This window comes from Thiobacillus sp., from assembly GCF_030696885.1.
Lineage (GTDB): Bacteria > Pseudomonadota > Gammaproteobacteria > Burkholderiales > Thiobacillaceae > Thiobacillus.
On record NZ_JAUYRI010000003.1, the window covers coordinates 73,426 to 97,254 of the forward strand.

The window sequence follows — 23,829 nt, forward strand, 5'->3', positions numbered from 1 at the left end:
GAGCACCGGACGGTGGCGACAACCTCGACCGTCTCTTCCTGGCTGATTTAATACCGCTGCAAGTCCCTCACAAGCAAACGCTGCCCGGTCTCAGATCGCCGCTTCGCCCGACTCCCCGGTCCGGATCCGTACCACCTGCTCCACCGTCGTGACGAAGATCTTGCCGTCGCCGATCTTGCCGGTGCGGGCGGCGGTGGTGATGGCTTCCATCGCGCGTTCCAGCTGGCTGTCGGCGACCACCACTTCGAGCTTCATCTTGGGCAGAAAATCCACCACGTATTCGGCGCCGCGATAGAGCTCGGTGTGGCCTTTCTGGCGGCCAAAGCCCTTGACCTCGGTGACGGTGAGGCCGGCCACGCCGATGTCGGACAGGGCTTCGCGCACTTCGTCGAGTTTGAACGGCTTGATGATGGCTTCGATTTTCTTCACGGCAAGTCTCCTTCGGGTCGGTATTTCGAGGTGATCGGGTAACGGCGGTCCTTGCCGAAATTGCGGGGGGTGATGCGCGGACCGGGCGGCGCCTGGCGGCGCTTGTACTCGGCGAGGTCGACCATGCGGATGACGCGGCGCACGATGATGGCGTCGAAGCCCTGCGCGACGATGTCGCGCGCCGACAGGTCGCGCTCGACGTAGGCGGACAGGATCGCGTCGAGCACTTCGTAGGGCGGCAGGCTGTCCTGATCGGTCTGGTCGGGGCGCAGTTCAGCCGACGGCGGGCGGTCGATGATGCGGTGCGGGATCACGGCCGACAGGCTGTTGCGATAGTTCGACAGCCGGTAGACGCGGGTCTTGGCGACATCCTTCAGCACCGCGAAGCCGCCGGCCATGTCGCCGTAGAGCGTGGCGTAGCCGGTGCCCATTTCGCTCTTGTTGCCTGTCGTCAAAACCACGGTGCCGAATTTGTTGGACAGCGCCATCAGCAGCGTGCCGCGGGTGCGCGCCTGCAGGTTTTCTTCGGTGGTGTCGGCGGCCAGGCCGGCAAACTCGTCCGCCAGCTGGCCGACAAAGGCATCGTAGATCGGCCGGATGGCGATTTCGGAATAGCGCACGCCCAGCCGCTTCACCATGTCTCTCGAGTCTTCGATGCTGATGTTGGCCGTGTAGTCCGACGGCATCATCACCGCATGCACGCGCTCGGGACCGATCGCATCGGCGGCGATCGCCAGCGTCAGCGCCGAATCGATGCCGCCCGACAGGCCGAGGTGCACACCCTTGAAGCCGTTCTTGTCGACGTAATCGCGCACCGCCAGCACCAGCGCGTCGTAGACCGCGGCGTCCTCGTCCGGTAAGGCTTCCTGCGGCCCGGTGCAGGTGTCGCGGTCGAGGTCCAGATAAAACAGGCCTTCCTGCCAGGCCGGGCACTGCACGACGACATCGCCGTCGACATTGATCGCGAACGAGGCGCCATCGAACACCAGTTCGTCCTGCCCGCCCACCAGGTTGGCATAGACAATGGGCAAGCCGGCTTCGGCAAGTCGCGCGTGCGCCACGGCAACGCGCTCGCGTTCCTTGTTGAGGTGATAGGGCGAAGCGTTCGGCACCAGCAGCCAGTCGGCGCCGGCCCCCATCGCCCAGGTTGCCGGGCCGGCCTCCCACAGGTCACCGCAGATATTGAGGCCGAACTTGAGGCCGCCGCAGTCGAACACGCACGGCAAATCGCCGCGGTCAAACACGCGCTGCTCGTCGAACACGGAATGGTTCGGCAGGTGGTATTTGCGGTACACCGATTCGACCTTGCCGCCGCGCAGCAGCGCCGCGGCATTGAATAGGCCGGCGTCGCTGCGCTCGGGGTAGCCGACGATCAGCGCCAGGTCGGGCGGCGCGTCGATCGCCAGCTTTTTCACCGCGACATCGCACGCCGCGGTGAAATCTTGCCGCAACACCAGGTCCTCTGCCGGATAGCCGCAGATCGACATTTCGGGGGTGAGCAACAGGGCCGCGTCGGCGGCGTGCGCCGTGTTCGCCGCGGAGAGAATCCGGGCCGCGTTGCCGGCGATGTCGCCGACGGTGAGGTTGAGCTGGGCGATGGCGAGTTTCATCAACTGCGGGAAGAGCAAGTGTTGATGGAGTACGCGTGACTCAGAACCCAGCCAGAGTAGTCGCCAGTACCGTAACGCACACCAACATGAAGCAATGGGATCTCCAGATCATCCTCAAACTTAGCCTTGCTCACAAATTCACAGAACACAGATTTCAAATCATCGCCCAACTCAGAAACAAATGGAACTTCTGCCACCCCGTCTTCGGGAACCCTGATCAATTGGAACTGGACCTGAGCAATCTGCTCTTTAAAATCGATATATCCCAATTTCAAATCTGGGCGCTTTCCTATTACTGCCTCAGCATACTGTTCGCCGAACTCCGTTTGTCTTTGGCTCAACCACCAAGCCATAAGACCAGCAAGAACCAGCAATAAAAGCCGAATCAGCGCAATACCTCGGCCCGTACGTCCAGCAAGTGCGCCCGCATCATTCATCTCTTATCGCGCGCCGAGCGCCAACTGCACCGCTTCGCCCAGCCCGGCCGGGCTTTGCGCGACGACGACGCCGGCGGCTTCGAGCGCGCGGATCTTGGCGTCCGCCGTGCCGCTGCCGCCGGCTATGATCGCGCCGGCATGGCCCATGCGCTTGCCCTTGGGTGCGGTGCGGCCGGCGATATAGGCGGCGACAGGTTTCTTCATGTTGGAGCGGATGAACTCGGCCGCCTCTTCCTCGCGGCTGCCGCCGATTTCGCCGACGAGGATCACCGCTTCGGTCTGCGGGTCGGCCTCGAACAGTTCCAGGCAGTCGATGAAGTCCAGCCCCTTGATCGGGTCGCCGCCGATGCCGACGCAGGTCGACTGGCCCAGCCCCAGCTGCGTGGTCTGATGCACCGCCTCGTAGGTCAGCGTGCCGGAGCGCGAGACGATGCCGACCTTGCCTTTCTGGTGGATGACGCCGGGCATGATGCCGATCTTGCATTCGCCCGAGGTGATGATGCCGGGGCAGTTGGGGCCGATCAGTTTGGCGCCGTTGGCACGCAAGGCGGCCTTGACGTTGAGCATGTCCAATACCGGGATGCCTTCAGTGATGCAGACGATGACCTCGATGCCGGCGTCGGCCGCTTCCAGGATCGAGTCGGCGGCGAACGCGGCCGGCACGTAGATCATCGTCGCCTGCGCGCCGGTCTGGCGCACTGCGTCGCGAACGGTGTTGAATACGGGCAGGTTTAGATGCGTCTGCCCACCCTTGCCGGGGGTGACGCCGCCGACCATCTGCGTGCCATAGGCAATCGCCTGCTCGGAATGGAACGTGCCCTGCTTGCCGGTGAAGCCCTGGCAAATGACTTTAGTGTTTTTGTCGACGAGGATGCTCATGCCGCTTTCTCCACCGCGAGTTTCGCCGCTTGCGTCAGGCTTTCCGCCGCCAGGATCGCCAGCCCCGATTCGGCCAGCAGCGTGCGGCCCAGTTCGGCGTTGGTGCCTTCCAGCCGCACGATCACCGGCACTTTCACGCCGACTTCCTTGACCGCCTGGATGATGCCTTCGGCAATCACGTCGCAGCGCACGATGCCGCCGAAAATGTTGATCAGCACCGCACGCACGTTGGGATCGAGCAGGATGATCTTGAAGCCCTGGGCCACCGTCTCCGGGGTGGCGCCGCCGCCGACGTCGAGGAAGTTGGCCGGCGTGCCGCCCTCCAGTTGGATCAGGTCCATCGTCGCCATCGCGAGGCCGGCGCCGTTGACCATGCAGCCGATGTTGCCGGTCAGCGCAACGTAGTTGACGTTGGCTGCGTTGGCCGCGGCTTCCTTGGCGTCGATCTGGCTGTCGTCGCGCAGCTCGGCCAATGCCTTGCGGCGGTACAGCGCGTTGTCCTCGACGCTCATCTTGCAGTCGAGCGGCAACACACGGTTGTCGGTGGTCACCACCAGCGGGTTGATTTCGAGCAGGCTCAAATCATTGGCGATGAACAAACGGTACAAAGCGGGCAGCAGTCGGCAGAAATCCTTGTAGGCCTCGCCGGTCAATTCCAGCGCGAAAGCCAGCGCACGGCACTGGAAGTCCTGCACACCCAGCAGCGGGTCGCAGGTTTCGGTCAGGACTTTTTCCGGGGTGGCGTGGGCGACCTCCTCGATGTCCATGCCGCCGGCGGCGGAGGCGACGATGGCGACGCGTTCGGTTTCGCGGTCGACCAGCAGCGACAGGTACAGCTCGCGCGCAATCGGCAGGGTTTCCTCGACCAGCACCTGGTTCACCGGCTGGCCGTCGGGCGCGTTCTGGTTGGTCACCAGCGGCTTGCCCAGCAGCGAAGCGGCTATCGCGCGCACGTCGTCCAGGCTCTTGACGACCTTGACGCCGCCCACCTTGCCGCGGCCGCCCGCGTGGATCTGCGCCTTGACCACCCAGGCGTCGCCGCCGAGTTCGCTGGCGGCATCGACCGCGGCGTCGGCACTCGACGCAGCGAGGCCGCGCGGCGTGTTAATGTTGCCCGAGCGCAAAATTTGTTTGGCCTGAAATTCGTGCAGGTTCATTGTTTTTTCTGAAAGCCGCCAAAACGTGCATTTTGAAGCAAAGCCCCCCGCGACGGAAGCCGAGGCTGCGGACACCGTCATCCGCGTTGTGACCCGGATTGCGGAATTGCCGGCCGACGCCTGGAACGCGCTGGCCGGCGATTCACCCTTCGTGCAGCATGCCTTTCTGCATGCGCTGGAAGCCACCGACTGCGTCGGCGCCCACATCGGCTGGGAGCCGGTGCATCTGGCGCTGTTCCGCGGCGACCGGCTGGATGCGGCGATGCCGCTGTATGTGAAGCACCATTCCTGGGGCGAATTCGTATTCGATTGGGCGTGGGCCGACGCTTATCGCCGCCATGGGCTTGCCTACTATCCCAAGCTGGTGTGCTGCGCGCCCTTCTCGCCGGTGCCCGGGCCGCGGCTGCTGGCGAAGAATGACACCGACCGCGCGACGCTGATCGAGGCCGCGCTGAAGCTCACCCGCGACCTCAACTGCTCGTCGTTCCACATCCTGTTTCCCACCGAGCCGGATCACGCCGCGCTCAACGCGACCCCTTTGCTGCACCGCAGCGGTTTCCAGTTCCACTGGAATAACGCGGGCTACGCCAGTTTCGACGATTTCCTCGCCGCGCTGACGCACGACAAGCGCAAGAAAATCCGCCAGGAACGGAAGAAGCTGGCCACGCTGGGTGTGACGTTTCGCTGGGTCGAAGGCGCTGCGAGCACCGACGCCGACTGGGACCATTTCTACCGCTGCTACGCCGACACCTACGCCCGCCATCGCAGCGAGCCGCATCTGAACCGCGCGTTCTTCGCCAAGCTGCGCGAGACGATGCCGGACAACCTGCTGCTGATCATTGCGGACAAGGACGGCGAGCCCGTCGCCTGTTCGTTCTGCATCAAGGATGGCCAGCGCCTGTACGGCCGTCACTGGGGCACGCTGGAATACGTGCCCGGCCTGCATTTCGAGACCTGCTACCAGCAGGGCATCGAATACGCGATCGCAAAGGGTTTGCAAGTGTTCGAAGGCGGCGCGCAGGGCGAGCACAAGCTGTCGCGCGGCCTGGTGCCCACCACCACGCATTCCTGGCACTGGCTGGAAAACGCCGAATTCCGCGAGGCGGTCGATCGTTTCCTGGAACGCGAAACCGACGCCATCGCGCACTACATGGATGAAATGGAAGGCCCGTTCCGCCGCGAGCAGCCGGCAGACCGGAAACCCTAAGTTTTCAGCATGCGGCCCATTGCGGACGGATTCGAACGCTTGAACGAGGGGGATTACCACAGCCGCCTCGCCGCTGTGTGCGGCATCGCTGTGGTGCTGTTCAGTGCACCCCACTGCGGCAGTTGCCGGGCCTGGAAGCGGCTGCTTCCGGAGTCACTGAGTGGTTTGGATTACCACCTGTTCGAAGTGGATGTCAGCGAAGCCACCGGCGTGGCGCGCGGTTTCGGCATATTTCATCTGCCGACGATCTACCTCTATCGCGATGGCCATTTTCACGCCGAACTCCAGTGCGAGGGCCGGCGCGACGTCATCCGCGAAGTCGTGCCCCGCCTGCTGGCCCAGCCGGCGCAGGACGAACCCTAACCGTCGGTCAGGCCAAAGCGCGGCCGAGGAACACCACCGCGATGGTGAGCAATCCGATGCTGAGGTTGATGCCGATCAGCATGCGGATCTGGGCGAGGGCGGCGCCGCCGGCTTTCCAGTCCTGCGCGGCGACGGCGCGCTTGAGTTTCTTGTAGGGCGCAAAGAACACGTGCGCGAAGATCACCATCATCAGCACACCCAGCACCAGCATGGCCAAGACGTAATGCGGCGCAGCCATGCCGCCGAACACCATCAACATGTGCAGGCCGGTCAGCAGGATCAGCGCCACCGACGCCCACACCCAAGGGAAAAACTTGTCGAATACGCCGGCCCACAGGGTCAGCCGCTGCGGCGGTTCGAGCACGCTGGCGGCGACCGGGCGCAGCACCATGTAGGCGAAGAACATGCCGCCGACCCAGATGACGACGCTCAATACATGCAGAAACAGGGACAGGCTCATGGCTTTCCTTTCAGAATAAAACGGCTTGATCGAGAACGAGTTTGACCGGTGCAAAGCTGCGGCGGTGCTGCGGACAGGCGCCATGCGCCTTCAGCGCGGCCAGATGCGCGGCGGTGCCGTAGCCCATGTGTTTTGCAAACCCGTAGGCGGGATAGTCGTCGTGCAGGCGGCACATGTACTGGTCGCGCGCGGTCTTGGCGAGAATCGACGCGGCGGCGATCGCGGCGACCTTGTCGTCGCCCTTGACCACCGCCTGCGAACGCCATGCCCAGTTCGGGCAGCGATTGCCGTCGACCATCACCTCGTCGGGCGGCCGCCCGAGCCCGGCGACGGCGCGCTGCATCGCCAGCATCGTGGCCTGCAGGATATTGAGTTGGTCGATTTCGGCGACGCTGGCCTCGGCCACGCACCAGGCGGCGGCGTGCTGGCGAATTTCATCCGCCAGGCGTTCGCGCGCAGCGGCGGACAGCTTCTTGGAATCGCGCAGGCCGTTGATCGGCCGTTCGGGGTCGAGCATGACCGCAGCCGCTGTCACCGGTCCCGCGAGTGGGCCGCGGCCGGCTTCATCGACGCCGCACAGGCCGAGCGGGCCGACATGCAGAATGACCGTCGAGCGCACCGTCATGTGCGCTCCAGATAGGGCTCGAGTGCCTCGGCGATGCGCGCGCTGGCATTCTGCCGCAGGCTCAAATGCATGGCGCGGAAGGTGTCGACGGCAGCCTCGCGGCGCGGCGCATCGGCCAGCCAGGCGAGCGCATCGTTCGCCAGGTTCTCGGGCGTAGCGGCTTCCTGTATCCGCTCCGGCACCACGAAATCGCGCGCCAGGATATTCGGCAGCCCGATCCAGGGCTGCAAGGCTTTTTTGCGCATCAGGTAAGCCGTCAACGCCGGCACCCGGTAGGTGATTACCATCGGTTTTTTGAACAGCGCGGCTTCGAGCGTGGCGGTGCCCGAGGCCACCAGCGCGACGTCGCACGCCGCCAGCGCGGTGTGCGATTGCCCCGCCAGGATGTGGAGCGGCAAGTCCAGACCCTGTGCCGCCTGCCGGATCAGCCGCGCCGCCGCTTCGCTGGCGGCGGGCAGTACGAACTGCGCCCTAGGATGAAGTTGATGGATGCGCACGGCAGCGTCGAGCATCAGCCGCGCATGGCGTTTTACCTCAGACAGCCGGCTGCCCGGCAGTAGCGCGATCACCGGCCCGGATACCAGGCCCAGTGCAGCACGCGCGCCCGCGGTATCGGGTTCCAGCGGAATCACGTCGGCCAGCGGATGGCCCACATAGCTGACCGGGATGCCGGCGTCGCGGTAAATCTGTTCCTCGAACGGGAATACCACCAGCATGTGCGAGACAGCCTGCTTGATCCGATGGATGCGCTCGGGCCGCCACGCCCAGATCGACGGGCTGACGAAGTGCACGGTTGGGATGCCGGCCTGCTTGAGCTTCGCTTCCAGCACGAAATTGAAATCGGGCGCATCGATACCGACAAAGACGCGCGGCCGCTCGTTGAGAAAATGGCGCGTGATGCGCGAGCGGATCCACAACAGCTCCGGCAGGTGACGCAGCACTTCGACGTAGCCGTTGACCGCCAGCTTGTCGCTCGGGTAGATCGCCTCGACGCCGGCTTCGACCATGCGCGGACCGGCGATGCCGGCGGCGCGCAAGTTGGGGTGGTTTTGCTTCAGCGCCGCGACGAAGTGCGCGCCGAGGAGATCGCCGGACGCTTCACCGGCGATCAGTCCAATATCCATCAGCGGATGATGCCGCGCTCGGCACGCGCGAGAAAGTCGAGCAGCTGGCGCACTTCAGGATGGTTCACGGCCTCGGGTTCGAGCTTGGCCTGCGCTTCGGCCAGCGTGTTGCCCTCGCGATAGAGCATCTTGTAGGCGCGCTTCAATGCCGCCAGCGCTTCGGCGGAAAACCCGCGCCGCTTGAGGCCTTCGCTATTGAGACCGTGCGGCGCGGCCGGCTGGCCGGACGCCATGATGAAGGGCGGGATGTCCTTGAACACCACGCTGGAAATGCCGGTCATCACATGGGCGCCGACCTTGCAGAACTGGTGTACGCCGGTGAAGCCGCCGAGGATCGCCCAGTCGCCGATTTCGGCATGGCCCGCCAGCGAAGCATTGTTGGCGAAGATGGTGCGGTCGCCCACCACGCAGTCGTGCGCGATGTGGACGTAGGCCATGATCCAGTTGTGGCTGCCGATCGTCGTGACGCCGCGGTCTTGCACGGTGCCGGTGTTGAAAGTGCAGAACTCGCGGATCACGTTGTGATCGCCGATTTCCAGACGGGTCGGTTCGCCGTCGTATTTCTTGTCCTGCGGCGCCTCGCCGAGCGAGACGAAATGGAAGATCTGGTTGTGCACACCGATTTTCGTATGGCCGGTGATCACAGCGTGCGCACCGACCGTGGTGCCGGCGCCGATCTCGACGTGCTCGCCGATGATCGAATAGGGTCCGATCTCGACGTCATCGGCAAGCCGCGCGCCCGGCGCGACCAGCGCGGTTTCATGAATCATTCTCATGTCAGGGCTTGTCTCGCAGCGTGGCCATCAGTTCGGCTTCGGCGACCAGCTTGCCGTCGACTTCGGCGCGTCCGGTGTATTTCCAGATGCCGCGCATTTCGCGCACGATGTTGATCTTGAGCACCAGCTGGTCGCCCGGTTTGACCGGCTTCTTGAAGCGCGCGCCATCGATACCGGCGAAATAGACGACGCCGATGTCCTCAGGTGCGTAGTTCTTGGTCTTGAACGACAGGATGGCCGCCGCCTGCGCCATGGCTTCCAGGATCAGCACCCCCGGCATCACCGGCGCCCCGGGGAAATGTCCCGGAAAGAACGGCTCGTTGATGGTGACGTTCTTCACCGCGGTGATCGACTTGCCGAGCTCGAGCTCGGTGACGCGGTCGATCAGCAGGAAAGGGTAACGGTGCGGCAGGTACTGCATCACCTGCTCGATGTCCATAACGCTCATGATTTATTTTCCAGTTCAGTTAGGCGTTTCTCAAGCTGTTTGATGCGGTTGACCAGCTTGTCGAGATTGCGCATGTGCACGGCGTTCTTCTGCCAGACCTCGTGCTCCGAGAACGGCAGTGCCGAGGTGTAGGTGCCGGCTTTCGGCAGCGACTTGGTAATCAGCGTGTTGGTGGAAATGCGGGTGTTATCGGCAATCTCGATGTGGCCGAAAATCATCGCTGCGCCACCGATGGTGCAGTGGCGGCCGATTTTAGCGCTGCCGGCGATGCCGGTGCAGGCGGCAATCGCAGTATGTGCGCCGATCACCACGTTGTGCGCGACCTGGATCAGATTGTCGAGCTTGACGCCCTCCCCGATCACCGTGTCTTCCAGCGCGCCGCGGTCGATGGTGGTGCAGGCGCCGATCTCGACGTCGTCACCGATCAGCACGCGGCCAATCTGCGGAATTTTCTCCCAGCGTTCGCCGTCGGGTGCAAAGCCGAAACCATCGGAACCGATCACGCAGCCCGAATGCAGGATGGCGCGGTCGCCGATCTCGCAGCGATGGTAGAGGGTGACGTTGGCGTGCAGCAGGCAGTCGGCACCAATGCGGGCGTGCTCGCCGACGACGCAGTTGGGGCCGACCACGCTTCGCGCGCCGACCACCGCGCCCTGGCCGATCACCGCGCCGGCAGCGATGCTGGCGTCGGCGGCGATGTCCGCATCGGCGGCAACGCTGGCTGCGGGATGCACCCCCGCAGGCGGACACGGCGGTGGATTCAGCAGCGCCGAAACGCGCGCGAAATACAGGTAAGGGTTGGGGGTCAGGATGCGTGGCAGATCGGTGGCATCGCGCGCATCCACCGGCAGGATGACCGCACCCGCCCGGGTGTCCGCCAGCTGGGCGAGGTATTTGCTCTGCGAGACAAAGGCGATCTCGTCCGCGGTGGCACGCTCAAGCGGCGCCACCTGCTGCACCGACCGCGCCCCGTCGCCGACGAGCTCTCCGCCGAAACGGGCGACCAGCGCTGCCAGCGTCACGGCCATCGGATGAACCGAATTTTGAGGTTGGACTTACTTGCCACCCAGGGCCTTCATCACCCGATCGGTGATGTCGCTCTTGGGATCGACGAAGACGGCCTGTTCGACGATCAGATCGAATTTCTCGGCGCGGGCAATCTCCTGGATCGCCTTGCGCGCGCGTTCCTGAATCTGGCCCAGCTCCTCGTTGCGACGCAGGTTGAGGTCTTCGCGGAATTCGCGTCCCTGGCGCTGCAGGTCACGATTGAGGTTGCCGAGATCGCGCTCCTTGGTCTTGCGGTCGGTATCCGACATGGTCACGCCATCCTTGTCCAGCTGGGCCTGCAGGTCACGCGCCTGTTTGGCGAGCTTTTGCAGCTCCTGGTCGCGGGCAGCAAATTCACGCTCGAGCTTCTTTTGCGCGGCAACCGACAGTGGCGCTTCGCGCAGCAGGCGCTCGGTGTTGACGAAACCGATCTTGGTGTTGGCCAGAACGGGCGCCGCCACGAACGCGGACACCAGCAGCAGGGAAACGGCGAGTTGCTTTAACTTCATCATCTAATTACTCCAGAACGACTTACCTTCAGAACACATTGCCGAAGGTGAATTGGAACACTTCGGTCTCATCACCCTCTTTTTCGACCAGCGGCTGCGCCAGGCTGAATTTGAGCGGGCCGAGCGGCGACACCCACAGCACTGCGATGCCGGCGGAATAACGCAGGCCGTCGATGGAAAAGTCCTCGTTCGTTCCATAGGCAGCGCCCGCATCGACGAACGCCGACATGCGCAGGGACTGGTTGTCCTTGAGTCCCGGCAGAGGGAAGAAGAGTTCCGCGTTGCCGACTATGCGCTTGTTGCCACCCAGCGCATCGCCATTGGCGGCCTTGGGCCCCAGCGAGCCACTTTCGAAACCGCGCACCGAGCTGGTTCCGCCCGCGTAGAAGTTCTTGAAGAACGGCAGCGGCTTGCCGGACAGGCCGTCGCCGAAACCGATTTCGCCGTTCAGCATCAGCGTGAAATCCCGGGTCATCGGGAAATACTGCTGGTGCTGCAGCGATAGCTTGTAGTACTGCAGGCTGCCGAGCGGGGTGCCGACTTCGGCCGCGACGCGCTGGAAAATCCCCCGGGTCGGGAACAGGGCGCTGTTGCGGGTGTCGCGCGCCCACGAGGCATCCAGACGTACCGTGTCGTTATCGGCACTATTGATGCCGTCGCCAAACTCGTCGACGAAGTCTATGTACTGGATTGGCGCAGTTGCGCGATCGATCGAAAGTGAAGTCTGTTCGTAGGTCAGGCCGAGTGAAATGAAGTCCCGCTCGTTGACCGGCAGGCCGAAGCGCACCCCGGCTCCGTAGGTCGAGGTTTTGTAATCGCCGACGTTGTCGAGTTCGGTCGCGTCGACGTCGCGCCGGTACAGGTCATAGCCGAGGCTGATGCCGTCGATCGTGTAATACGGGTTGGTGAAGGACAGCGAATACACGGTATTGACACTGCCCGAGTTGAGCTGGGCCGACAGCCGGTTGCCGGTGCCGAACACGTTGTTTTGCGACACCGAGCCCGACAGCACCAGGCCTTCGGACGAGGAGAAACCCGCGCCCAGCATGATGTTACCGGTCGACCGCTCAGCCACGCTGACGTTGACGTCGACCTGGTCGGTGGTACCCGCCACGCCCGGCGTCTCGATATTGACTTCGCTGAAGTAGCCCAGGCGGTCGAGCCGTTCACGCGAGCGGTTGATTTTCTCGGCGTCGTAATATGCGCCCTCCATCTGGCGGATTTCGCGGCGCACCACTTCGTCGCGCGTCTTGGCGTTGCCCGCCACGTTGATGCGGTTCACATACACACGCCGGCCCGGGTCGACGAACAGGGTGAAGGCCACCGTGCTCTTTTCCTTGTCGAGCTCGGGCACGGCATTGACGTTGGCAAACGCATAGCCGTCGTTGCCGAGGCGGTCGCCGATTTTCTTGGTGGTTTCGGTCAGGCGGTCGCGCACGAAGACTTCGCCGGGCTTGATCGTGATGAGCTTCTGCAGTTCCGCCTCCGGCACCAGCATCTGGCCCGCCAGTTTGACGTCGGACACCTTGTATTGCGGCCCTTCGGTCACGTTGACAGTGACGTAGATGCCCTGCTTGTCGGGCGAGATCGACACCTGGGTGGAGTCAACGTTGAATTCGAGGTAGCCGCGGTTGAGATAGAACGAGCGCAGGGCCTCGATGTCGCCGCCGAGGCGCGACTTCGAATACTGGTCGCTCTTGGTGTACCAGGTCAGCCAGCCGGGCGTGGTGGAGGAAAACTGCTTCAGCAGTTCCTTTTCCTTGAATGCCTGGTTGCCGACGATGTTGATCTGCTGGATCTTCGCGCTGTCGCCTTCGACCACGTCGAACTGGACCGCCACCCGATTGCGCTCCAACGGCGTCAGCGTGGACTTGATCTCGACCGCGTACTTGCCGCGATTGAAGTACTGTCGCTGCAGTTCCTGTTCGGATTTTTCGAGCAGCGCGCGGTCGAGCACGCGGCCCTCGGCCAGGCCTGTCTGCTTGAGGCCGGCTTTCAGGTCAGCATCGGAAAATTCCTTGATGCCGTTCAGGGTGATCTTGGCGATCGAGGGACGCTCCTCGACGGTGACGATCACCACGCCGTCGCGCGCTTCCAGCCGCACGTCCTTGAAGAAGCCGGTGGCGTACAACGCCTTGATCGCCGCTGCGGTCTTTTCGTCGGTCATCACGTCGCCGACCTTGACCGGCAGGTAGCTGAAGACCGTGCCCGCCTCGGTACGCTGGATGCCCTCGACCCGGATGTCCTTGACGACGAAAGGCGCTTCGGCCCAGGCGGAGTGCGCAGCAAATACGGTGACAAGGGCCAGCGTCAAACGGTTCAGGGTCATGGTTGTTTTATCCGCTTATCAGGCGTTGCAAATCGTTGAAGAGGGCGAACGACATCAGCATCAGCAGGAGCACCATCCCAATGCGCGCGCCCATTTCCATGACGCGCTCGGACACCGGCCGGCCGGTCAAAACCTCGGCAACATAATACATGAGGTGTCCGCCGTCCAGTAGCGGGATCGGCAGCAGGTTCAGCACGCCAAGGCTCACGCTCACCAGCGCCAGGAAACTCACAAAACTGATCCAGCCGAGGGTGGCGCTCTGCCCTGCGTAATCGGCAATGGTCAACGGGCCGGACAGATTCTTCCACGACACCTGCCCCAGCACCATGCGGCCCATCATTTCCAGCGTGAACACGCTCATGTCCCAGGTCCGGATCGCGCCATGCCAAAGCGCGTCGAGCGGACCGTAGCGCACCTCGGTCATCAGCATGGCCAGCACGGAGTCGTCGACCTGCGGGCCGGCGCCGATCTTGCCGACGCGCTCGCCCGCTTCGTCCACCGCGTCGGGAACGACGGTCAGCTCACTGCGTTGCCCCTGCCGTTCGAATTCGATGCGCAGGGCCTGGGCGGGATGCTGGCGAACCACTTGCACCCAGCCCTGCCAGGTGTCCACCGTTTCACCGTTTGCCGCGAGCAGGCGGTCGCCGGTCTGCATGCCTGCGCGCGCAGCGGCCCCGTCCGCCAGCACCTGACCGATCACGGGCGCGATCACGGGGTCGTAACGCACGATGCCGAGCGGGCGCAGGTTGTCCTGCTCCAGATTCTCGGTCTGCATCGGCTGGGCATCGAGCCGCACGCGGCGGCCGTCGGTCAGCTCCAGCGTGATCGCCTCGGACGCCACGCCCACGCGCAGCAGCGTCAGCCGCAAATCCTGGAACGACGGCGTATCGGTGCCGTTGACGCGGCGGATTTCGTCGCCCGCCACCAGGCCGGCCTGCGCCGCTGGCGTGCCGGCGGGCGGTTCGCCGATGATGGGTTTCAGCGCCGGCAGCCCGTTCAGCAGCAGCGCCCAGTAAAACACGATGGCGAGCAGGAAGTTGGCGGCCGGCCCGGCCAGGACGATGCCGATGCGCCGCCACACGCTGGCGCGGTTGAAGCTGCGATGCGCGTCGGCCGCCGGCACCTCCCCCTCGCGCTCGTCGAGCATCTTGACGTAGCCGCCGAGCGGCAGCGCGGACAGCGTCCATTCGGTCTGGTCGCGGCCGAAACGGCGGCTCAGCAGCGGCTTGCCGAAGCCGACCGAAAAACGCAGCACCTTGACGCCGGCCCAGCGCGCCGCCAGGTAATGGCCGAATTCGTGCACCACCACCAGAATGCCGATGGCGATCAGGAACCACAGGATCGTATGCAGCAGACTCATGCGCGCAAAGCTCCCAGATACATGCCGGCCACGCTGCGGGCCTGACGGTCGGCTTCGAGCAGATCCTCCAGCGTGGCGGCGGCGCCGCCGGCCAGTTTCTCAAGCGTATGCGCGATGCTGGCGGCGATGGCGCCGAACGGCACCGCGCCGTCGAGGAACCGCGCCACCGCGACTTCGTTCGCCGCGTTCAGCACCGCCGCGGCATTGCCGCCGGCGGCGAGCGCGTCGAACGCCAGTTGCAGGCACGGAAAGCGCGCCGTATCGGGCGCCTCGAAGCTCAGCTGTCTGTTCATCAGTTCCAGTGCCGGAACGCCCGCTTCAATGCGTTCGGGAAAACCCAGGGCGTAGGCAATCGGGGTGCGCATGTCGGGCGTGCCCATCTGCGCAATCACCGAGCCGTCGGCGTATTCGACCATCGAATGCACGATGCTCTGCGGATGCACCACCACCTTGATCTGGTCGGGACGCGCGTTGAACAGCCAGCGCGCCTCGATCACTTCCAGCCCCTTGTTCATCAGGCTGGCCGAGTCGACCGATATTTTCTTGCCCATCACCCAGTTCGGATGCGCCACCGCCTGCGCCGGGGTGGCGGCGGCGATCGCCTCGGCCGACAACGTGCGGAACGGACCGCCGGAGGCGGTAAGCCACAGCGCCTTCACCCCGGCCTGCTGAAAGTCGCCGTCGAAGTCGCGCGGCAGCGCCTGGAAAATGGCGTTGTGCTCGGAATCGATCGGCAGCAACTCGGCGCCGCTGGCGGCGATCGCATCCATGAACAACTGGCCCGACACCACCAGGGTTTCCTTGTTGGCCAGCAGAATCCGCTTGCCGGCCTGGGCCGCCGCCAGCGTGGCCGGCAGGCCGGCGGCGCCGACAATCGCGGCCATCAGCGTATCGACTTCGGGCGCGGTGGCCACCTGAGTGAGCGCGGCAGCGCCTTCGAGCACCTCGACACCCAGCCCCTCGGCGGCAATCCGCTCGCGCAGCGCCGCGGCGGCGGCCGGCTCGCTCATCACCGCAAAGCGCGGGCGATGGGCGCGGCACTGCTCGACCATGCGCTCGACCTGAGTGGCACCGGTCAGCGCGAAGATTTCGAAGCGGTCGGGATGGCGCGCCACCACATCGAGCGTGTTGACGCCGATGGTGCCGGTGGCACCGAGGATGGTCAGCACGCGCGGCTTCATGCGGTGGGCATTCATGCAGCGCGCGCCAGCCACATCAGCATGCCGCTGGCGACCGGCAGGGTGGCGGTCAGCGCGTCGATGCGATCGAGCACGCCGCCATGGCCCGGCAGGATGTCGCCGCTGTCCTTCATGCCGGAGACACGCTTGATCCAGGATTCGAACAAGTCACCCAGCACCGACAGATACAGCAGCACGGCGATCAGGACGAACAGCGAGACAAACGGCATGCCGGCAAATGCGCTCACCACCACGGCGTACAACGCCAACGCAACCAGCGCGCCCGCCACGCCCTCCCAGGTCTTGCCGGGGCTGATGGTGGGGGCGAGCTTGTGGCGACCAAAATGCCGGCCGGAAAAATAGGCCGCGGTATCGGCGACCCAGACGACCGCCATCACGCCCAGCAGGACGGCGGGGCCGCGCGCATGCAGATCCAGCAAGGCCGCCCAGGTGGGCAGCAGCACCACGACACCGACCATGGCGCGCATGAATGGCGCCTCGACGCGCCAGTGCCCCGCCAGCCACAGCGGCACCACCAGCAGCCAGAAGGCGATGGCCAGCCCGATCAAACCTGTTTGAAACGTCGGCCAGTCGAGTGCGGGCAGGTACGGCAGCCCCAGTGCGCACAGCGTCAGCAGCGCGGCGTAGAGGCGCGCAGAGACCGGCGGGAAATGGCTCAACCGCGCCCATTCGTGCGCCGCCACGCCGACCATCCCTGCCATCAACCCGCCCCAAAGCCACGTCGGCGCCCACAGCACCGCAGGCACGAATACGGCCAGCAGCAGCATGGCGGTAAGCACCCGGCGGGCTAATGGCGTCATGGATGGACCATCCGGCATGCCGTCACGATGCGGCACGTACCTGTTCGCTGGTACGGCCGAAGCGGCGCTCGCGCGCACGGTAGGACGCAATCGCAGCATCGAGCGCTGCATTGTCGAAATCGGGCCACAAGGCATCGGTGAAATACAGCTCGGTGTAGGCCAGCTGCCACAGCAGGAAATTGCTGATGCGCTGTTCGCCGCCGGTGCGGATGAAGAGGTCCGGCTCGGGCATGTCAGCCATGCTGAGCTGTTGCGCCAGCATTTCCTCGCTCACGTCCGCCGGATCCAGGTTCGAAGCCATCAGCTTTTTCACCGCCTGCACCACATCCCAGCGGCCGCCGTAATTGGCTGCCACCGTGAGGACGAGGCGGGTGTTGTCGCGCGTCAGCGCCTCGGCGTCGCGGATCAGGGCCTGGATGCGCTCGGAGAATCCGGACAGGTCACCGATGACGCGGAAACGGATGCCGTTCTCATGCAGCTTGGCGACTTCGTTTTCCAGCGCGCGCATGAACAGTTCCATCAGCAGGGTGACTTCGTCCTGCGGGCGCCGCCAGTTTTCCGAACTGAAGGCAAACACCGTGAGATTCGCCACACCGCGCTCGGCGCAGGCACGAATCACGCCACGCAGCGCCTCGACCCCCTTGCGGTGGCCCGCGACGCGCGGCATCAGCCGCCGTTTCGCCCAGCGGCCGTTGCCATCCATGATGATGGCGATGTGCCGCGGCACATCGGGGTTGGCCGGAGTCGCTTTCAGGGTTGGGGTAGACACGCGGGGCTGCTCAGACTGCGAGCAGGTCTTTCTCTTTGTCGGCCAGCATCTTGTCGATATCGCCGATGAATTTGTCGGTCAGCTTCTGCACGTCGTCCTGGGTGCGGCGCTCCTCGTCCTCGGTCGCGGTCTTGGCCTTGACCATTTCCTTCACCGTGCCGTTGGCATCGCGCCGGATGTTGCGCACCGCGACGCGCGCACCCTCGGCTTCGTTGCGCACCACCTTGATCAGGTCGCGGCGGCGCTCCTCGGTCAGCGACGGCATCGGCACGCGGATGATGTCGCCGTGCGCCGCCGGATTCAGGCCGAGGTCGCCATCGCGGATGGCTTTCTCGATCTTGGCGACCATGTTTTTTTCATACGGCTGCACGCCCAGCGTGCGCGAATCGACCAGCGACACGTTGGCCACCTGCGGCACCGGCGTCGGGTTGCCGTAGTAATCGACCATGACGTGGTCGAGGATGCCGGTGTGGGCGCGCCCGGTGCGCACCTTGGCCAGGTCGTTCCTCAGCGCATCCAGCGTCTTGCCCATTTTCTGTTCGGCGGATTGCTTGATCTCGGCGATGGTGGGTTCAGCCATGTCAACTCCTCTACGTGTAGATCACGAACTCAAGGTCACGCGCGTGCCTTCGTCCTCGCCCATCACCACGCGCTTGAGCGCACCGGGCTTGAAGACGTTGAACACGACCAGGTTCAGGTTCTGTTCGCGGCACAGCGCGAACGCGGCGGTATCGAGCACGCCCAGATTTTTTTCGATGGCCTCGTCGAACGACAGCGTGTGGTAGCGCGTGGCGCCCGCGTCCTTCTTCGGGTCGGCCGTATAAACACCGTCGACCTTGGTTGCCTTCAGCAACAGGTCGGCGCCGATCTCGGCCGCGCGCAGCGCCGCTGCGGTGTCGGTGGTGAAAAACGGGCTGCCGGTGCCGCCGCCGAAAATCACGACTCGTCCGGCCTCCAGATGACGCACTGCCGTGTCGCGTTCGAAGTCCTCTCCGAGATGGGCGATGTGTACCGCGGTCTGCACCCGTGCATCGACGCCGGCCTGCTGCAACGCATCCTTCAGCGCCACCGCATTCATCACGGTCGCCAGCATGCCCATCGAATCGGCGCTGGCGCGGTTCATGCCGGACAGCGCGCCCGTCGCGCCGCGAAACAAATTGCCGCCGCCGACCACGATGCCGACCTGCACACCCGCCGCCGCCACGTCACGGATCTGGCCGACGAAACCGGCCATGGTTTCAGCGTGGTAACCGAAGCCCTCCGGCCCCATCAGGGCCTCGCCGGACAGCTTCAGCAGGATACGTCGGGCAGCCGCCATAGCCGGTCAGACCTGGGACGCAGCGGCCACTTCGGCGGCAAAGTCGGACACCTTTTTCTCGATGCCCTCGCCCACCACGTACATCATGAAGCCGTGGCACTGCGAGTTCTTGGCCTTCAGCACCTGCTCGACGGTCTGCTTGTCATCCTTGACGAAGGGCTGCGACAGCAGCGTGACTTCCTTGAGGAATTTCTGCACCGTCCCCTCGGCGATCTTTTCCAGCATGGCTTCCGGCTTGCCGGCTTCCTTGGCCTTCTCGATCGCCACGCGGCGTTCGGTGTCGATCAGGTCGGTCGACACGCCAGACGCATCCAGCGACTTCGGCTTGGATGCCGCGATGTGCATGGCAACGTCGCGCGCCAGCGCTTCGTCGCCGGTGACGTCGACCAGCACGCCGATCTTGCCGCTGTGGATGTAGCTGGCGAACTTGCCCTGGCCGTCCAGGCGCACGAAGCGGCGCACCGACATGTTCTCGCCAATCTTGCCGACCAGCTCGGTGCGGAAGGCTTCGACCGTTGCGCCCTTGTAGGCTAGCGCGGACAGCGCGGCAACGTCGGCCGGCTTCTGGTTCAGCACCATCTCGGCCAGCGCGTTGGAAAGCGCGAGGAAGTCGTCGTTCTTGGCGACGAAGTCGGTTTCGCAGTTGACTTCGACCATCGCGGCAGACTTGCCGTCGGCGCTGATAGCGATGGTCACCACGCCTTCGGCGGCGATGCGGCTGGCGCTCTTGGCGGCCTTGTTGCCGAAGCGCACGCGCAGGATTTCTTCCGCCTTCTGCATGTCGCCGCCGGCTTCCGACAGCGCCTTCTTGCAATCCATCATCGGCGCGTCGGTTTTCTCGCGCAGTTCCTTGACCATGCCTGCAGTGATTTCTGCCATTTCGTACTCCTGTCCAGTTTCTTCAATACAGAAAGAGGGGCCATCGCCCCTCCTTAAAATTCCGCTCGCCGGAACCCGGTTCCGGCGAGATGGCGTGCGCTGCGCTTACTCGGCAGCGGGTGTCGTATCTTCTTCTTCGACCTCGACGAATTCTTCGCCGCCGACGATGTCGCTGATGACCTGGGAACGGCCTTCCAGCGCCGCATCGGCCATGCCGCGTGCATACAGGCGAATCGCGCGGGCGGAGTCATCGTTGCCGGGAATCACGTAGTCCACGCCTTCCGGGCTGTTGTTGGTGTCGACCACGCCGATCACCGGAATGCCCAGCTTCTTGGCCTCGACCACGGCGCCCTTCTGGTAGCCGACGTCGATGATGAACAGCGCGTCGGGCAGGCCGCCCATTTCGCGGATGCCACCCAGGCTGCGGTTCAGCTTGTCGACTTCGCGCTGCACGGTCAGGGTTTCCTTCTTCGACAGACGGCCCGGCTCGGCCAGGTTGGCCTCCAGGTCGTTCAGGCGCTTGATCGACTGCTTGACCGTCTTGAAGTTGGTCAGCATGCCGCCCAGCCAGCGGTTGTCGACGTACGGCATGCCGGCGCGCTCGGCTTCCTCGCGGACGATTTCACGCGCGGCGCGCTTGGTGCCAACGAACAGCACGCTGCCCTTGTTGGCGGCGAGCTGACGGACGAATTTCTGCGCATCCTGGAACAGCGGCAGCGACTTTTCCAGGTTGACGATATGGATCTTGTTGCGATGACCGAAAATGAACGGGGCCATCTTGGGGTTCCAGAAGCGGGTCTGGTGGCCGAAGTGGACACCGGCTTCCAGCATTTGACGCATGGTGACAGACATGAAAATCTCCTAAAGGGTTAAGCCTCCACCCGTCAGCAGCAGCACGTTTTCGAACCGAACGCGCCGCCACCCTTTAATGACAGGTGTGCGAATTTGTCCGAACCATTTCGGACAGCCGGCGATTCTAATTCGAATGGACGCTTATTTCAAGGTTCGCCCTCAGCCCGCCGGCTGTGCGACGATCTGCAGCCAGGCCTCCAGCCCGCCGCCGCCGCGCGTCTGCAGACTGACCTGCCAGCCCTGTGCGTCTGCCAGCTGGCGCACGATCGCCAGCCCCAGCCCGGAACCGCCGGTGCTGGCGCTGCGCGAGGCTTCGAGCCGGTAGAACGGACGGAACACGGCTTCCCGGTCCGCTTCCGGAATGCCGGGGCCGCGGTCGAGCACGCCGATACGGCAGCCGCCTGCCATCGCTTCTGCCCGCAGGGTGACCGGCTGGCCGCCGCCATAGCGCAGGGCGTTCTCCAGCAGGTTGGCGAGAATGCGGCGCAAGGCGCCCACCGGGACATCCAGTTCGATATCAGGCGCCTCGACCTGCACCCGTTCCGCCGCGCCCGGGGTGGCCTGCACCAGATCAGCCAGCAGGTCGGGCAGCGCCACCCGCTGGTGGGCTTCGTGGCCGAAGCCGCGCGCCAGCGTCAGCACGTCGCCGATCAGACGATCCATCGCCTCGATGTCGCCCTCCACTTGCGCGGCCAGCTCTGCGCTCGGCTTCTTTACCAGCATCTCCACCGCCAGCCGCAGCCGCGCCAGCGGTGTACGCAGGTCGTGCGACACCCCAGCCAGCAGCACGGTGCGGGCGGCCAGCAGGTCGTCCACCTGCTTCGCCATTTCGTTGAAGCGACGGCTCAGCGCAGCGATCTCGCGCGGCCCGGTTTCGGGCAGGCGTTCCGGCGTCTGCCCGCGCCCCAGCGAGGTGACCGCCTGCTGCAGCCGCTGCAGCGGGCGGGTGGCGCGGCGCGCCAGCCACCAGGCTGCGAGCAGGGTCAGCAGCGCCCCGCCCGCCAGCGAAGCCAGCAGGGCATGGATCGGGCGCGGGCCGATGCGGCTGTGGGGGAAGCCCACCGAGAGTTGCCTGCTGCCTGCCGGAAGCGACACCCAGAACCATTGCGCCCCCTGGATTTCCTCGCGCGACGACACCACTGGCCCGCCCACCCGATCGTTCAGCGAAGCCGTCAGAAAGTGCAGATAGGGTTCCCGCCACGAAGGGCGCTCGGGATCCTGCGGCGGCTCGGCGCGCAGCGCCAGCCCGTGCGAACGCGCCAGCTCGATTTCAAACGCAGGGCGGGTGACCGGCGGCAGCTCGCTCCAGGTCTGCGCCGACAGCGCCATCAGGCCGGCCAGGTCGGTCGCCGATCGGCGCGCCATAGGCAGCATCAGGAAATAGGTGACGGCGCTGGCTACCAGCAGCTCGAAGGCCAGGAAGAACACCACCAGCAGCAGGGCATTCTGCTGCGTCAGGCTCAGGCGCGACGACAGCCTCACGCCTCGCTGCCGCGCGGATTGAACAGATAGCCCTCGCCGCGCACGGTGCGGATGTAAGCTGGTTCGGCAGGATTGAGCTCGATCTTGCGCCGTAGCCGGGTGACACGGGTGTCGATGCTGCGGTCGAACGGATCGCGCTCGTAGCCCTTGAGCATGTCGATCAGGATGTCGCGCGACAGCACCCGCAGCGGGTGCTCGACGAAGATGCGCAGCAGGGCGAATTCCGCGGTCGACAGCTTCACCTCGGCGCCGTCCTTGGTGAGCCGGTGGCTGGCAGCATCGAGCTGGAAAGGTCCGAACATGGGAAGTGTGGCCTGCTGGACTGGCCCGGTCTGCCCCTGGCTGCGCCGCAGTAGCGCACGCAAGCGGGCCAGCAACTCACGTGGGCTGAACGGTTTGGCCAGGTAGTCGTCAGCGCCCATTTCCAGCCCCACCACGCGGTCGATTTCCTCGCCGCGTGCCGACAGCATGAGGATGGGCACGTTCGACTGGCTGCGCAGCCGGCGCGCCAGCGACAATCCGTCCTCGCCGGGCATCATCAGGTCGAGCACGATGGCGTCCGGCATTCCCTGCTCCAGTGCCTGCCACATGGCCGCACCATCCATTGCCGTTGCCACGGTGAACCCGCTGTCGCCCAGATAGGCCTCCAGCAATGTCCGCATGCCCGGGTCATCGTCCACCACCAGAATGCGGGCCGACGCACCCTCCATCATGGGCACACCCCAAGCCTCAACACGGCAGTTCGGCAGGAATCAGATTTACTCGCTTGCATCCTGTAATAATCGCAAAGTTTTATGGCCAAACAAGCCTGTTTCCCCAAGCGGGCGCGGGCGTTAACCTGCGCTCAGGGCGGCATGGATCTCTGAATCATCCTACCCTACTTCAGGATGCTTCCTGTCGGGTAGACACACACCGACACACACTGACACGCGATGCCACCCCGTGGGCATACCCGAGCCACTACGCACGCCCAAAATCCGTTCCACGCTATCAATAGTGATGGCGCAAATCGAACTTCAAACCTAGAACCTGCTCATGCCACGCTTTCATCTGATCCTGTTGCCGTCTGTCCTGACCCTGATGTTTCCAGGCTGGGTGGAAGCAGGCCAGAAAAAGGCGCCCGCCTCGCAAGTCCGTCCCCTAAACCTGTCCCTGCCGCAGGATGTGCTGCTGCACACACCGGCCAACGGGCAGGCTGATGAGGCGGCGCTGCGCAACTTGCGTGCACCCGCCCCAAGCGGGGATGGATCGAATGCAAACGCCCGCCCGACCAGCTTGCCTTATGGAAGTGGTTACGAACATCGTCATCAAGAGATGAGGGGGGCGGGCGGTGCTGCTGGATCAGGCGGTGCTGCTGGACCGGGTGCCAGCGTGGGCAATGGTGCAGGCCGGCGAGGTCGGTAAATTAATCCACGCTTAAGGAGCACTAAAGATGAAATCGCTAAAAGTTCTTTCCCTGGTTTTGATTGCCACCAGCCTCGCCAGTGGCGCGGTCTACGCCAAGGGTGGCGGCGGCGGTAGTGGCATGGGGGGCGGCATGGGTAGTGTCCGCGCTAGCAGCGCCGACCATGCCCAGCGCACCGAAACCCGGAGCCAGGAACGGACCCAGAAGCGCGACGGCTCGCAAGCCGGCAACGCCCAGCGCAATGAATACCGTTACGAAAATCGCTACGAAAACCGTGAGCAGATGAGTAACGGGGGCGATCTGCCGTCGATGCAGTAAACGCGCACAGCCGGGTGTTTTGCCTGGCTAACCGTATAACAGGGGGA

General features: G+C 64.5%; 26 protein-coding genes. 3 read left to right on the forward strand and 23 right to left on the reverse strand.

Features of this window, described 5'->3' with window-relative positions:
- Nucleotides 1–90: 90 nt before the first annotated feature.
- Genes Q8R61_RS00455 through sucC form a run of 5 tightly spaced genes read right to left on the reverse strand, consistent with a single transcriptional unit; the run spans nt 91 to nt 4,512 of the window.
- A complete protein-coding gene (locus Q8R61_RS00455) occupies nt 91–429 on the reverse strand; it encodes a P-II family nitrogen regulator (protein WP_305533346.1) in 339 nt (112 codons plus the stop codon).
- On the reverse strand, nt 426–2,039 hold the full coding sequence (locus Q8R61_RS00460; protein ID WP_305533347.1) for an NAD+ synthase: 1,614 nt from the start codon (nt 2,037–2,039) through the stop codon (nt 426–428). The genes Q8R61_RS00455 and Q8R61_RS00460 overlap by 4 nt, the downstream gene beginning before the upstream one ends.
- Nucleotides 2,039–2,476, reverse strand: coding sequence for a hypothetical protein (locus Q8R61_RS00465; RefSeq protein ID WP_305533348.1), 438 nt, complete (start codon nt 2,474–2,476; stop codon nt 2,039–2,041). Before Q8R61_RS00465 ends, Q8R61_RS00460 begins: the two co-directional genes overlap by 1 nt.
- Before the next feature lie 3 nt (nt 2,477–2,479).
- On the reverse strand, nt 2,480–3,355 hold the full coding sequence (sucD, locus tag Q8R61_RS00470; protein WP_305533349.1) for a succinate--CoA ligase subunit alpha: 876 nt from the start codon (nt 3,353–3,355) through the stop codon (nt 2,480–2,482).
- The gene (gene sucC, locus Q8R61_RS00475; RefSeq protein WP_305533350.1) at nt 3,352–4,512 is read right to left on the reverse strand and encodes an ADP-forming succinate--CoA ligase subunit beta; all 1,161 of its coding nucleotides are present in this window, start codon (nt 4,510–4,512) and stop codon (nt 3,352–3,354) included. Before sucC ends, sucD begins: the two co-directional genes overlap by 4 nt.
- A gap of 25 nt (nt 4,513–4,537) precedes the next feature.
- On the opposite strand from sucC, the gene Q8R61_RS00480 reads away from it, so the two are divergent.
- Nucleotides 4,538–5,719, forward strand: coding sequence for a GNAT family N-acetyltransferase (locus tag Q8R61_RS00480; RefSeq protein ID WP_305533351.1), 1,182 nt, complete (start codon nt 4,538–4,540; stop codon nt 5,717–5,719).
- Nucleotides 5,720–5,728: 9 nt separating this feature from the next.
- A complete protein-coding gene (locus tag Q8R61_RS00485) occupies nt 5,729–6,082 on the forward strand; it encodes a co-chaperone YbbN (RefSeq protein WP_305533352.1) in 354 nt (117 codons plus the stop codon).
- Between the two features lie 7 nt (nt 6,083–6,089).
- On the opposite strand, the gene Q8R61_RS00490 is transcribed toward Q8R61_RS00485, so the two are convergent.
- From Q8R61_RS00490 to Q8R61_RS00575, 18 genes are all read right to left on the reverse strand, one after another.
- Complete coding sequence (locus tag Q8R61_RS00490) at nt 6,090–6,542, reverse strand: DUF4149 domain-containing protein (RefSeq protein WP_305533353.1); 453 nt, start codon at nt 6,540–6,542, stop codon at nt 6,090–6,092.
- A 10-nt stretch (nt 6,543–6,552) separates the two neighbouring features.
- On the reverse strand, nt 6,553–7,167 hold the full coding sequence (rnhB, locus tag Q8R61_RS00495; protein ID WP_305533354.1) for a ribonuclease HII: 615 nt from the start codon (nt 7,165–7,167) through the stop codon (nt 6,553–6,555).
- A complete protein-coding gene (gene lpxB, locus Q8R61_RS00500) occupies nt 7,164–8,291 on the reverse strand; it encodes a lipid-A-disaccharide synthase (protein WP_305533355.1) in 1,128 nt (375 codons plus the stop codon). Before lpxB ends, rnhB begins: the two co-directional genes overlap by 4 nt.
- Nucleotides 8,291–9,067: an acyl-ACP--UDP-N-acetylglucosamine O-acyltransferase gene (gene lpxA, locus Q8R61_RS00505; protein ID WP_305533356.1), complete on the reverse strand. Its 777-nt coding sequence runs from the start codon at nt 9,065–9,067 to the stop codon at nt 8,291–8,293. The genes lpxB and lpxA overlap by 1 nt, the downstream gene beginning before the upstream one ends.
- 1 nt (nt 9,068) lies before the next feature.
- Nucleotides 9,069–9,506 (reverse strand): 3-hydroxyacyl-ACP dehydratase FabZ, encoded by a 438-nt coding sequence (gene fabZ, locus Q8R61_RS00510; RefSeq protein ID WP_305533445.1) that lies wholly within the window; start codon nt 9,504–9,506, stop codon nt 9,069–9,071.
- A gap of 5 nt (nt 9,507–9,511) precedes the next feature.
- Nucleotides 9,512–10,543 (reverse strand): UDP-3-O-(3-hydroxymyristoyl)glucosamine N-acyltransferase, encoded by a 1,032-nt coding sequence (lpxD, locus tag Q8R61_RS00515; protein ID WP_305533357.1) that lies wholly within the window; start codon nt 10,541–10,543, stop codon nt 9,512–9,514.
- Between the two features lie 27 nt (nt 10,544–10,570).
- Complete coding sequence (locus tag Q8R61_RS00520) at nt 10,571–11,074, reverse strand: OmpH family outer membrane protein (RefSeq protein ID WP_305533358.1); 504 nt, start codon at nt 11,072–11,074, stop codon at nt 10,571–10,573.
- Nucleotides 11,075–11,099: 25 nt separating this feature from the next.
- A complete protein-coding gene (bamA, locus tag Q8R61_RS00525) occupies nt 11,100–13,400 on the reverse strand; it encodes an outer membrane protein assembly factor BamA (RefSeq protein WP_305533359.1) in 2,301 nt (766 codons plus the stop codon).
- 7 nt (nt 13,401–13,407) lie between these two features.
- Entirely contained in the window at nt 13,408–14,760 is a 1,353-nt protein-coding gene (gene rseP / locus Q8R61_RS00530; protein WP_305533360.1) for an RIP metalloprotease RseP, read from the reverse strand.
- Nucleotides 14,757–15,956: a 1-deoxy-D-xylulose-5-phosphate reductoisomerase gene (ispC, locus tag Q8R61_RS00535; protein WP_371133524.1), complete on the reverse strand. Its 1,200-nt coding sequence runs from the start codon at nt 15,954–15,956 to the stop codon at nt 14,757–14,759. Before ispC ends, rseP begins: the two co-directional genes overlap by 4 nt.
- The gene (locus Q8R61_RS00540) at nt 15,953–16,759 is read right to left on the reverse strand and encodes a phosphatidate cytidylyltransferase (protein ID WP_305533361.1); all 807 of its coding nucleotides are present in this window, start codon (nt 16,757–16,759) and stop codon (nt 15,953–15,955) included. The genes ispC and Q8R61_RS00540 overlap by 4 nt, the downstream gene beginning before the upstream one ends.
- 22 nt (nt 16,760–16,781) lie before the next feature.
- Complete coding sequence (gene uppS, locus Q8R61_RS00545) at nt 16,782–17,462, reverse strand: polyprenyl diphosphate synthase (RefSeq protein ID WP_371133526.1); 681 nt, start codon at nt 17,460–17,462, stop codon at nt 16,782–16,784.
- A 76-nt stretch (nt 17,463–17,538) separates the two neighbouring features.
- Nucleotides 17,539–18,108, reverse strand: coding sequence for a ribosome recycling factor (gene frr, locus Q8R61_RS00550; RefSeq protein ID WP_305533363.1), 570 nt, complete (start codon nt 18,106–18,108; stop codon nt 17,539–17,541).
- A gap of 21 nt (nt 18,109–18,129) precedes the next feature.
- Entirely contained in the window at nt 18,130–18,846 is a 717-nt protein-coding gene (gene pyrH / locus Q8R61_RS00555; protein WP_305533364.1) for a UMP kinase, read from the reverse strand.
- Between the two features lie 6 nt (nt 18,847–18,852).
- A complete protein-coding gene (tsf, locus tag Q8R61_RS00560; protein ID WP_305533365.1) occupies nt 18,853–19,725 on the reverse strand; it encodes a translation elongation factor Ts in 873 nt (290 codons plus the stop codon).
- Between the two features lie 105 nt (nt 19,726–19,830).
- The gene (gene rpsB / locus Q8R61_RS00565) at nt 19,831–20,577 is read right to left on the reverse strand and encodes a 30S ribosomal protein S2 (protein WP_305533366.1); all 747 of its coding nucleotides are present in this window, start codon (nt 20,575–20,577) and stop codon (nt 19,831–19,833) included.
- Nucleotides 20,578–20,736: 159 nt separating this feature from the next.
- The gene (locus Q8R61_RS00570) at nt 20,737–22,059 is read right to left on the reverse strand and encodes an ATP-binding protein (protein WP_305533367.1); all 1,323 of its coding nucleotides are present in this window, start codon (nt 22,057–22,059) and stop codon (nt 20,737–20,739) included.
- On the reverse strand, nt 22,056–22,772 hold the full coding sequence (locus Q8R61_RS00575; protein WP_305533368.1) for a response regulator: 717 nt from the start codon (nt 22,770–22,772) through the stop codon (nt 22,056–22,058). Before Q8R61_RS00575 ends, Q8R61_RS00570 begins: the two co-directional genes overlap by 4 nt.
- A 719-nt stretch (nt 22,773–23,491) precedes the next feature.
- Between Q8R61_RS00575 and Q8R61_RS00580 the strand changes: the two genes are divergently transcribed.
- Nucleotides 23,492–23,782 carry a hypothetical protein gene (locus Q8R61_RS00580; RefSeq protein WP_305533369.1) on the forward strand — a complete coding sequence of 97 codons (291 nt, stop codon included), beginning with the start codon at nt 23,492–23,494 and terminating at the stop codon, nt 23,780–23,782.
- The last annotated feature ends 47 nt before the right edge of the window (nt 23,783–23,829 follow it).

Coding starts and splice junctions, on each gene's coding strand:
- Q8R61_RS00460 (WP_305533347.1), bottom strand. CDS start 2,039: ATGAAACTCGCCATCGCCCAGCTCAACCTCACCGTCGGCGACATCGCC.
- Q8R61_RS00465 (WP_305533348.1), bottom strand. CDS start 2,476: ATGAATGATGCGGGCGCACTTGCTGGACGTACGGGCCGAGGTATTGCG.
- sucD (WP_305533349.1), bottom strand. CDS start 3,355: ATGAGCATCCTCGTCGACAAAAACACTAAAGTCATTTGCCAGGGCTTC.
- sucC (WP_305533350.1), bottom strand. CDS start 4,512: ATGAACCTGCACGAATTTCAGGCCAAACAAATTTTGCGCTCGGGCAAC.
- Q8R61_RS00485 (WP_305533352.1), top strand. CDS start 5,729: ATGCGGCCCATTGCGGACGGATTCGAACGCTTGAACGAGGGGGATTAC.
- Q8R61_RS00490 (WP_305533353.1), bottom strand. CDS start 6,542: ATGAGCCTGTCCCTGTTTCTGCATGTATTGAGCGTCGTCATCTGGGTC.
- rnhB (WP_305533354.1), bottom strand. CDS start 7,167: ATGACGGTGCGCTCGACGGTCATTCTGCATGTCGGCCCGCTCGGCCTG.
- lpxB (WP_305533355.1), bottom strand. CDS start 8,291: ATGGATATTGGACTGATCGCCGGTGAAGCGTCCGGCGATCTCCTCGGC.
- lpxA (WP_305533356.1), bottom strand. CDS start 9,067: ATGAGAATGATTCATGAAACCGCGCTGGTCGCGCCGGGCGCGCGGCTT.
- fabZ (WP_305533445.1), bottom strand. CDS start 9,506: ATGGACATCGAGCAGGTGATGCAGTACCTGCCGCACCGTTACCCTTTC.
- lpxD (WP_305533357.1), bottom strand. CDS start 10,543: ATGGCCGTGACGCTGGCAGCGCTGGTCGCCCGTTTCGGCGGAGAGCTC.
- Q8R61_RS00520 (WP_305533358.1), bottom strand. CDS start 11,074: ATGATGAAGTTAAAGCAACTCGCCGTTTCCCTGCTGCTGGTGTCCGCG.
- bamA (WP_305533359.1), bottom strand. CDS start 13,400: ATGACCCTGAACCGTTTGACGCTGGCCCTTGTCACCGTATTTGCTGCG.
- rseP (WP_305533360.1), bottom strand. CDS start 14,760: ATGAGTCTGCTGCATACGATCCTGTGGTTCCTGATCGCCATCGGCATT.
- ispC (WP_371133524.1), bottom strand. CDS start 15,956: ATGAATGCCCACCGCATGAAGCCGCGCGTGCTGACCATCCTCGGTGCC.
- Q8R61_RS00540 (WP_305533361.1), bottom strand. CDS start 16,759: ATGACGCCATTAGCCCGCCGGGTGCTTACCGCCATGCTGCTGCTGGCC.
- uppS (WP_371133526.1), bottom strand. CDS start 17,462: ATGGATGGCAACGGCCGCTGGGCGAAACGGCGGCTGATGCCGCGCGTC.
- frr (WP_305533363.1), bottom strand. CDS start 18,108: ATGGCTGAACCCACCATCGCCGAGATCAAGCAATCCGCCGAACAGAAA.
- pyrH (WP_305533364.1), bottom strand. CDS start 18,846: ATGGCGGCTGCCCGACGTATCCTGCTGAAGCTGTCCGGCGAGGCCCTG.
- tsf (WP_305533365.1), bottom strand. CDS start 19,725: ATGGCAGAAATCACTGCAGGCATGGTCAAGGAACTGCGCGAGAAAACC.
- rpsB (WP_305533366.1), bottom strand. CDS start 20,577: ATGTCTGTCACCATGCGTCAAATGCTGGAAGCCGGTGTCCACTTCGGC.
- Q8R61_RS00575 (WP_305533368.1), bottom strand. CDS start 22,772: ATGATGGAGGGTGCGTCGGCCCGCATTCTGGTGGTGGACGATGACCCG.
- Q8R61_RS00580 (WP_305533369.1), top strand. CDS start 23,492: ATGAAATCGCTAAAAGTTCTTTCCCTGGTTTTGATTGCCACCAGCCTC.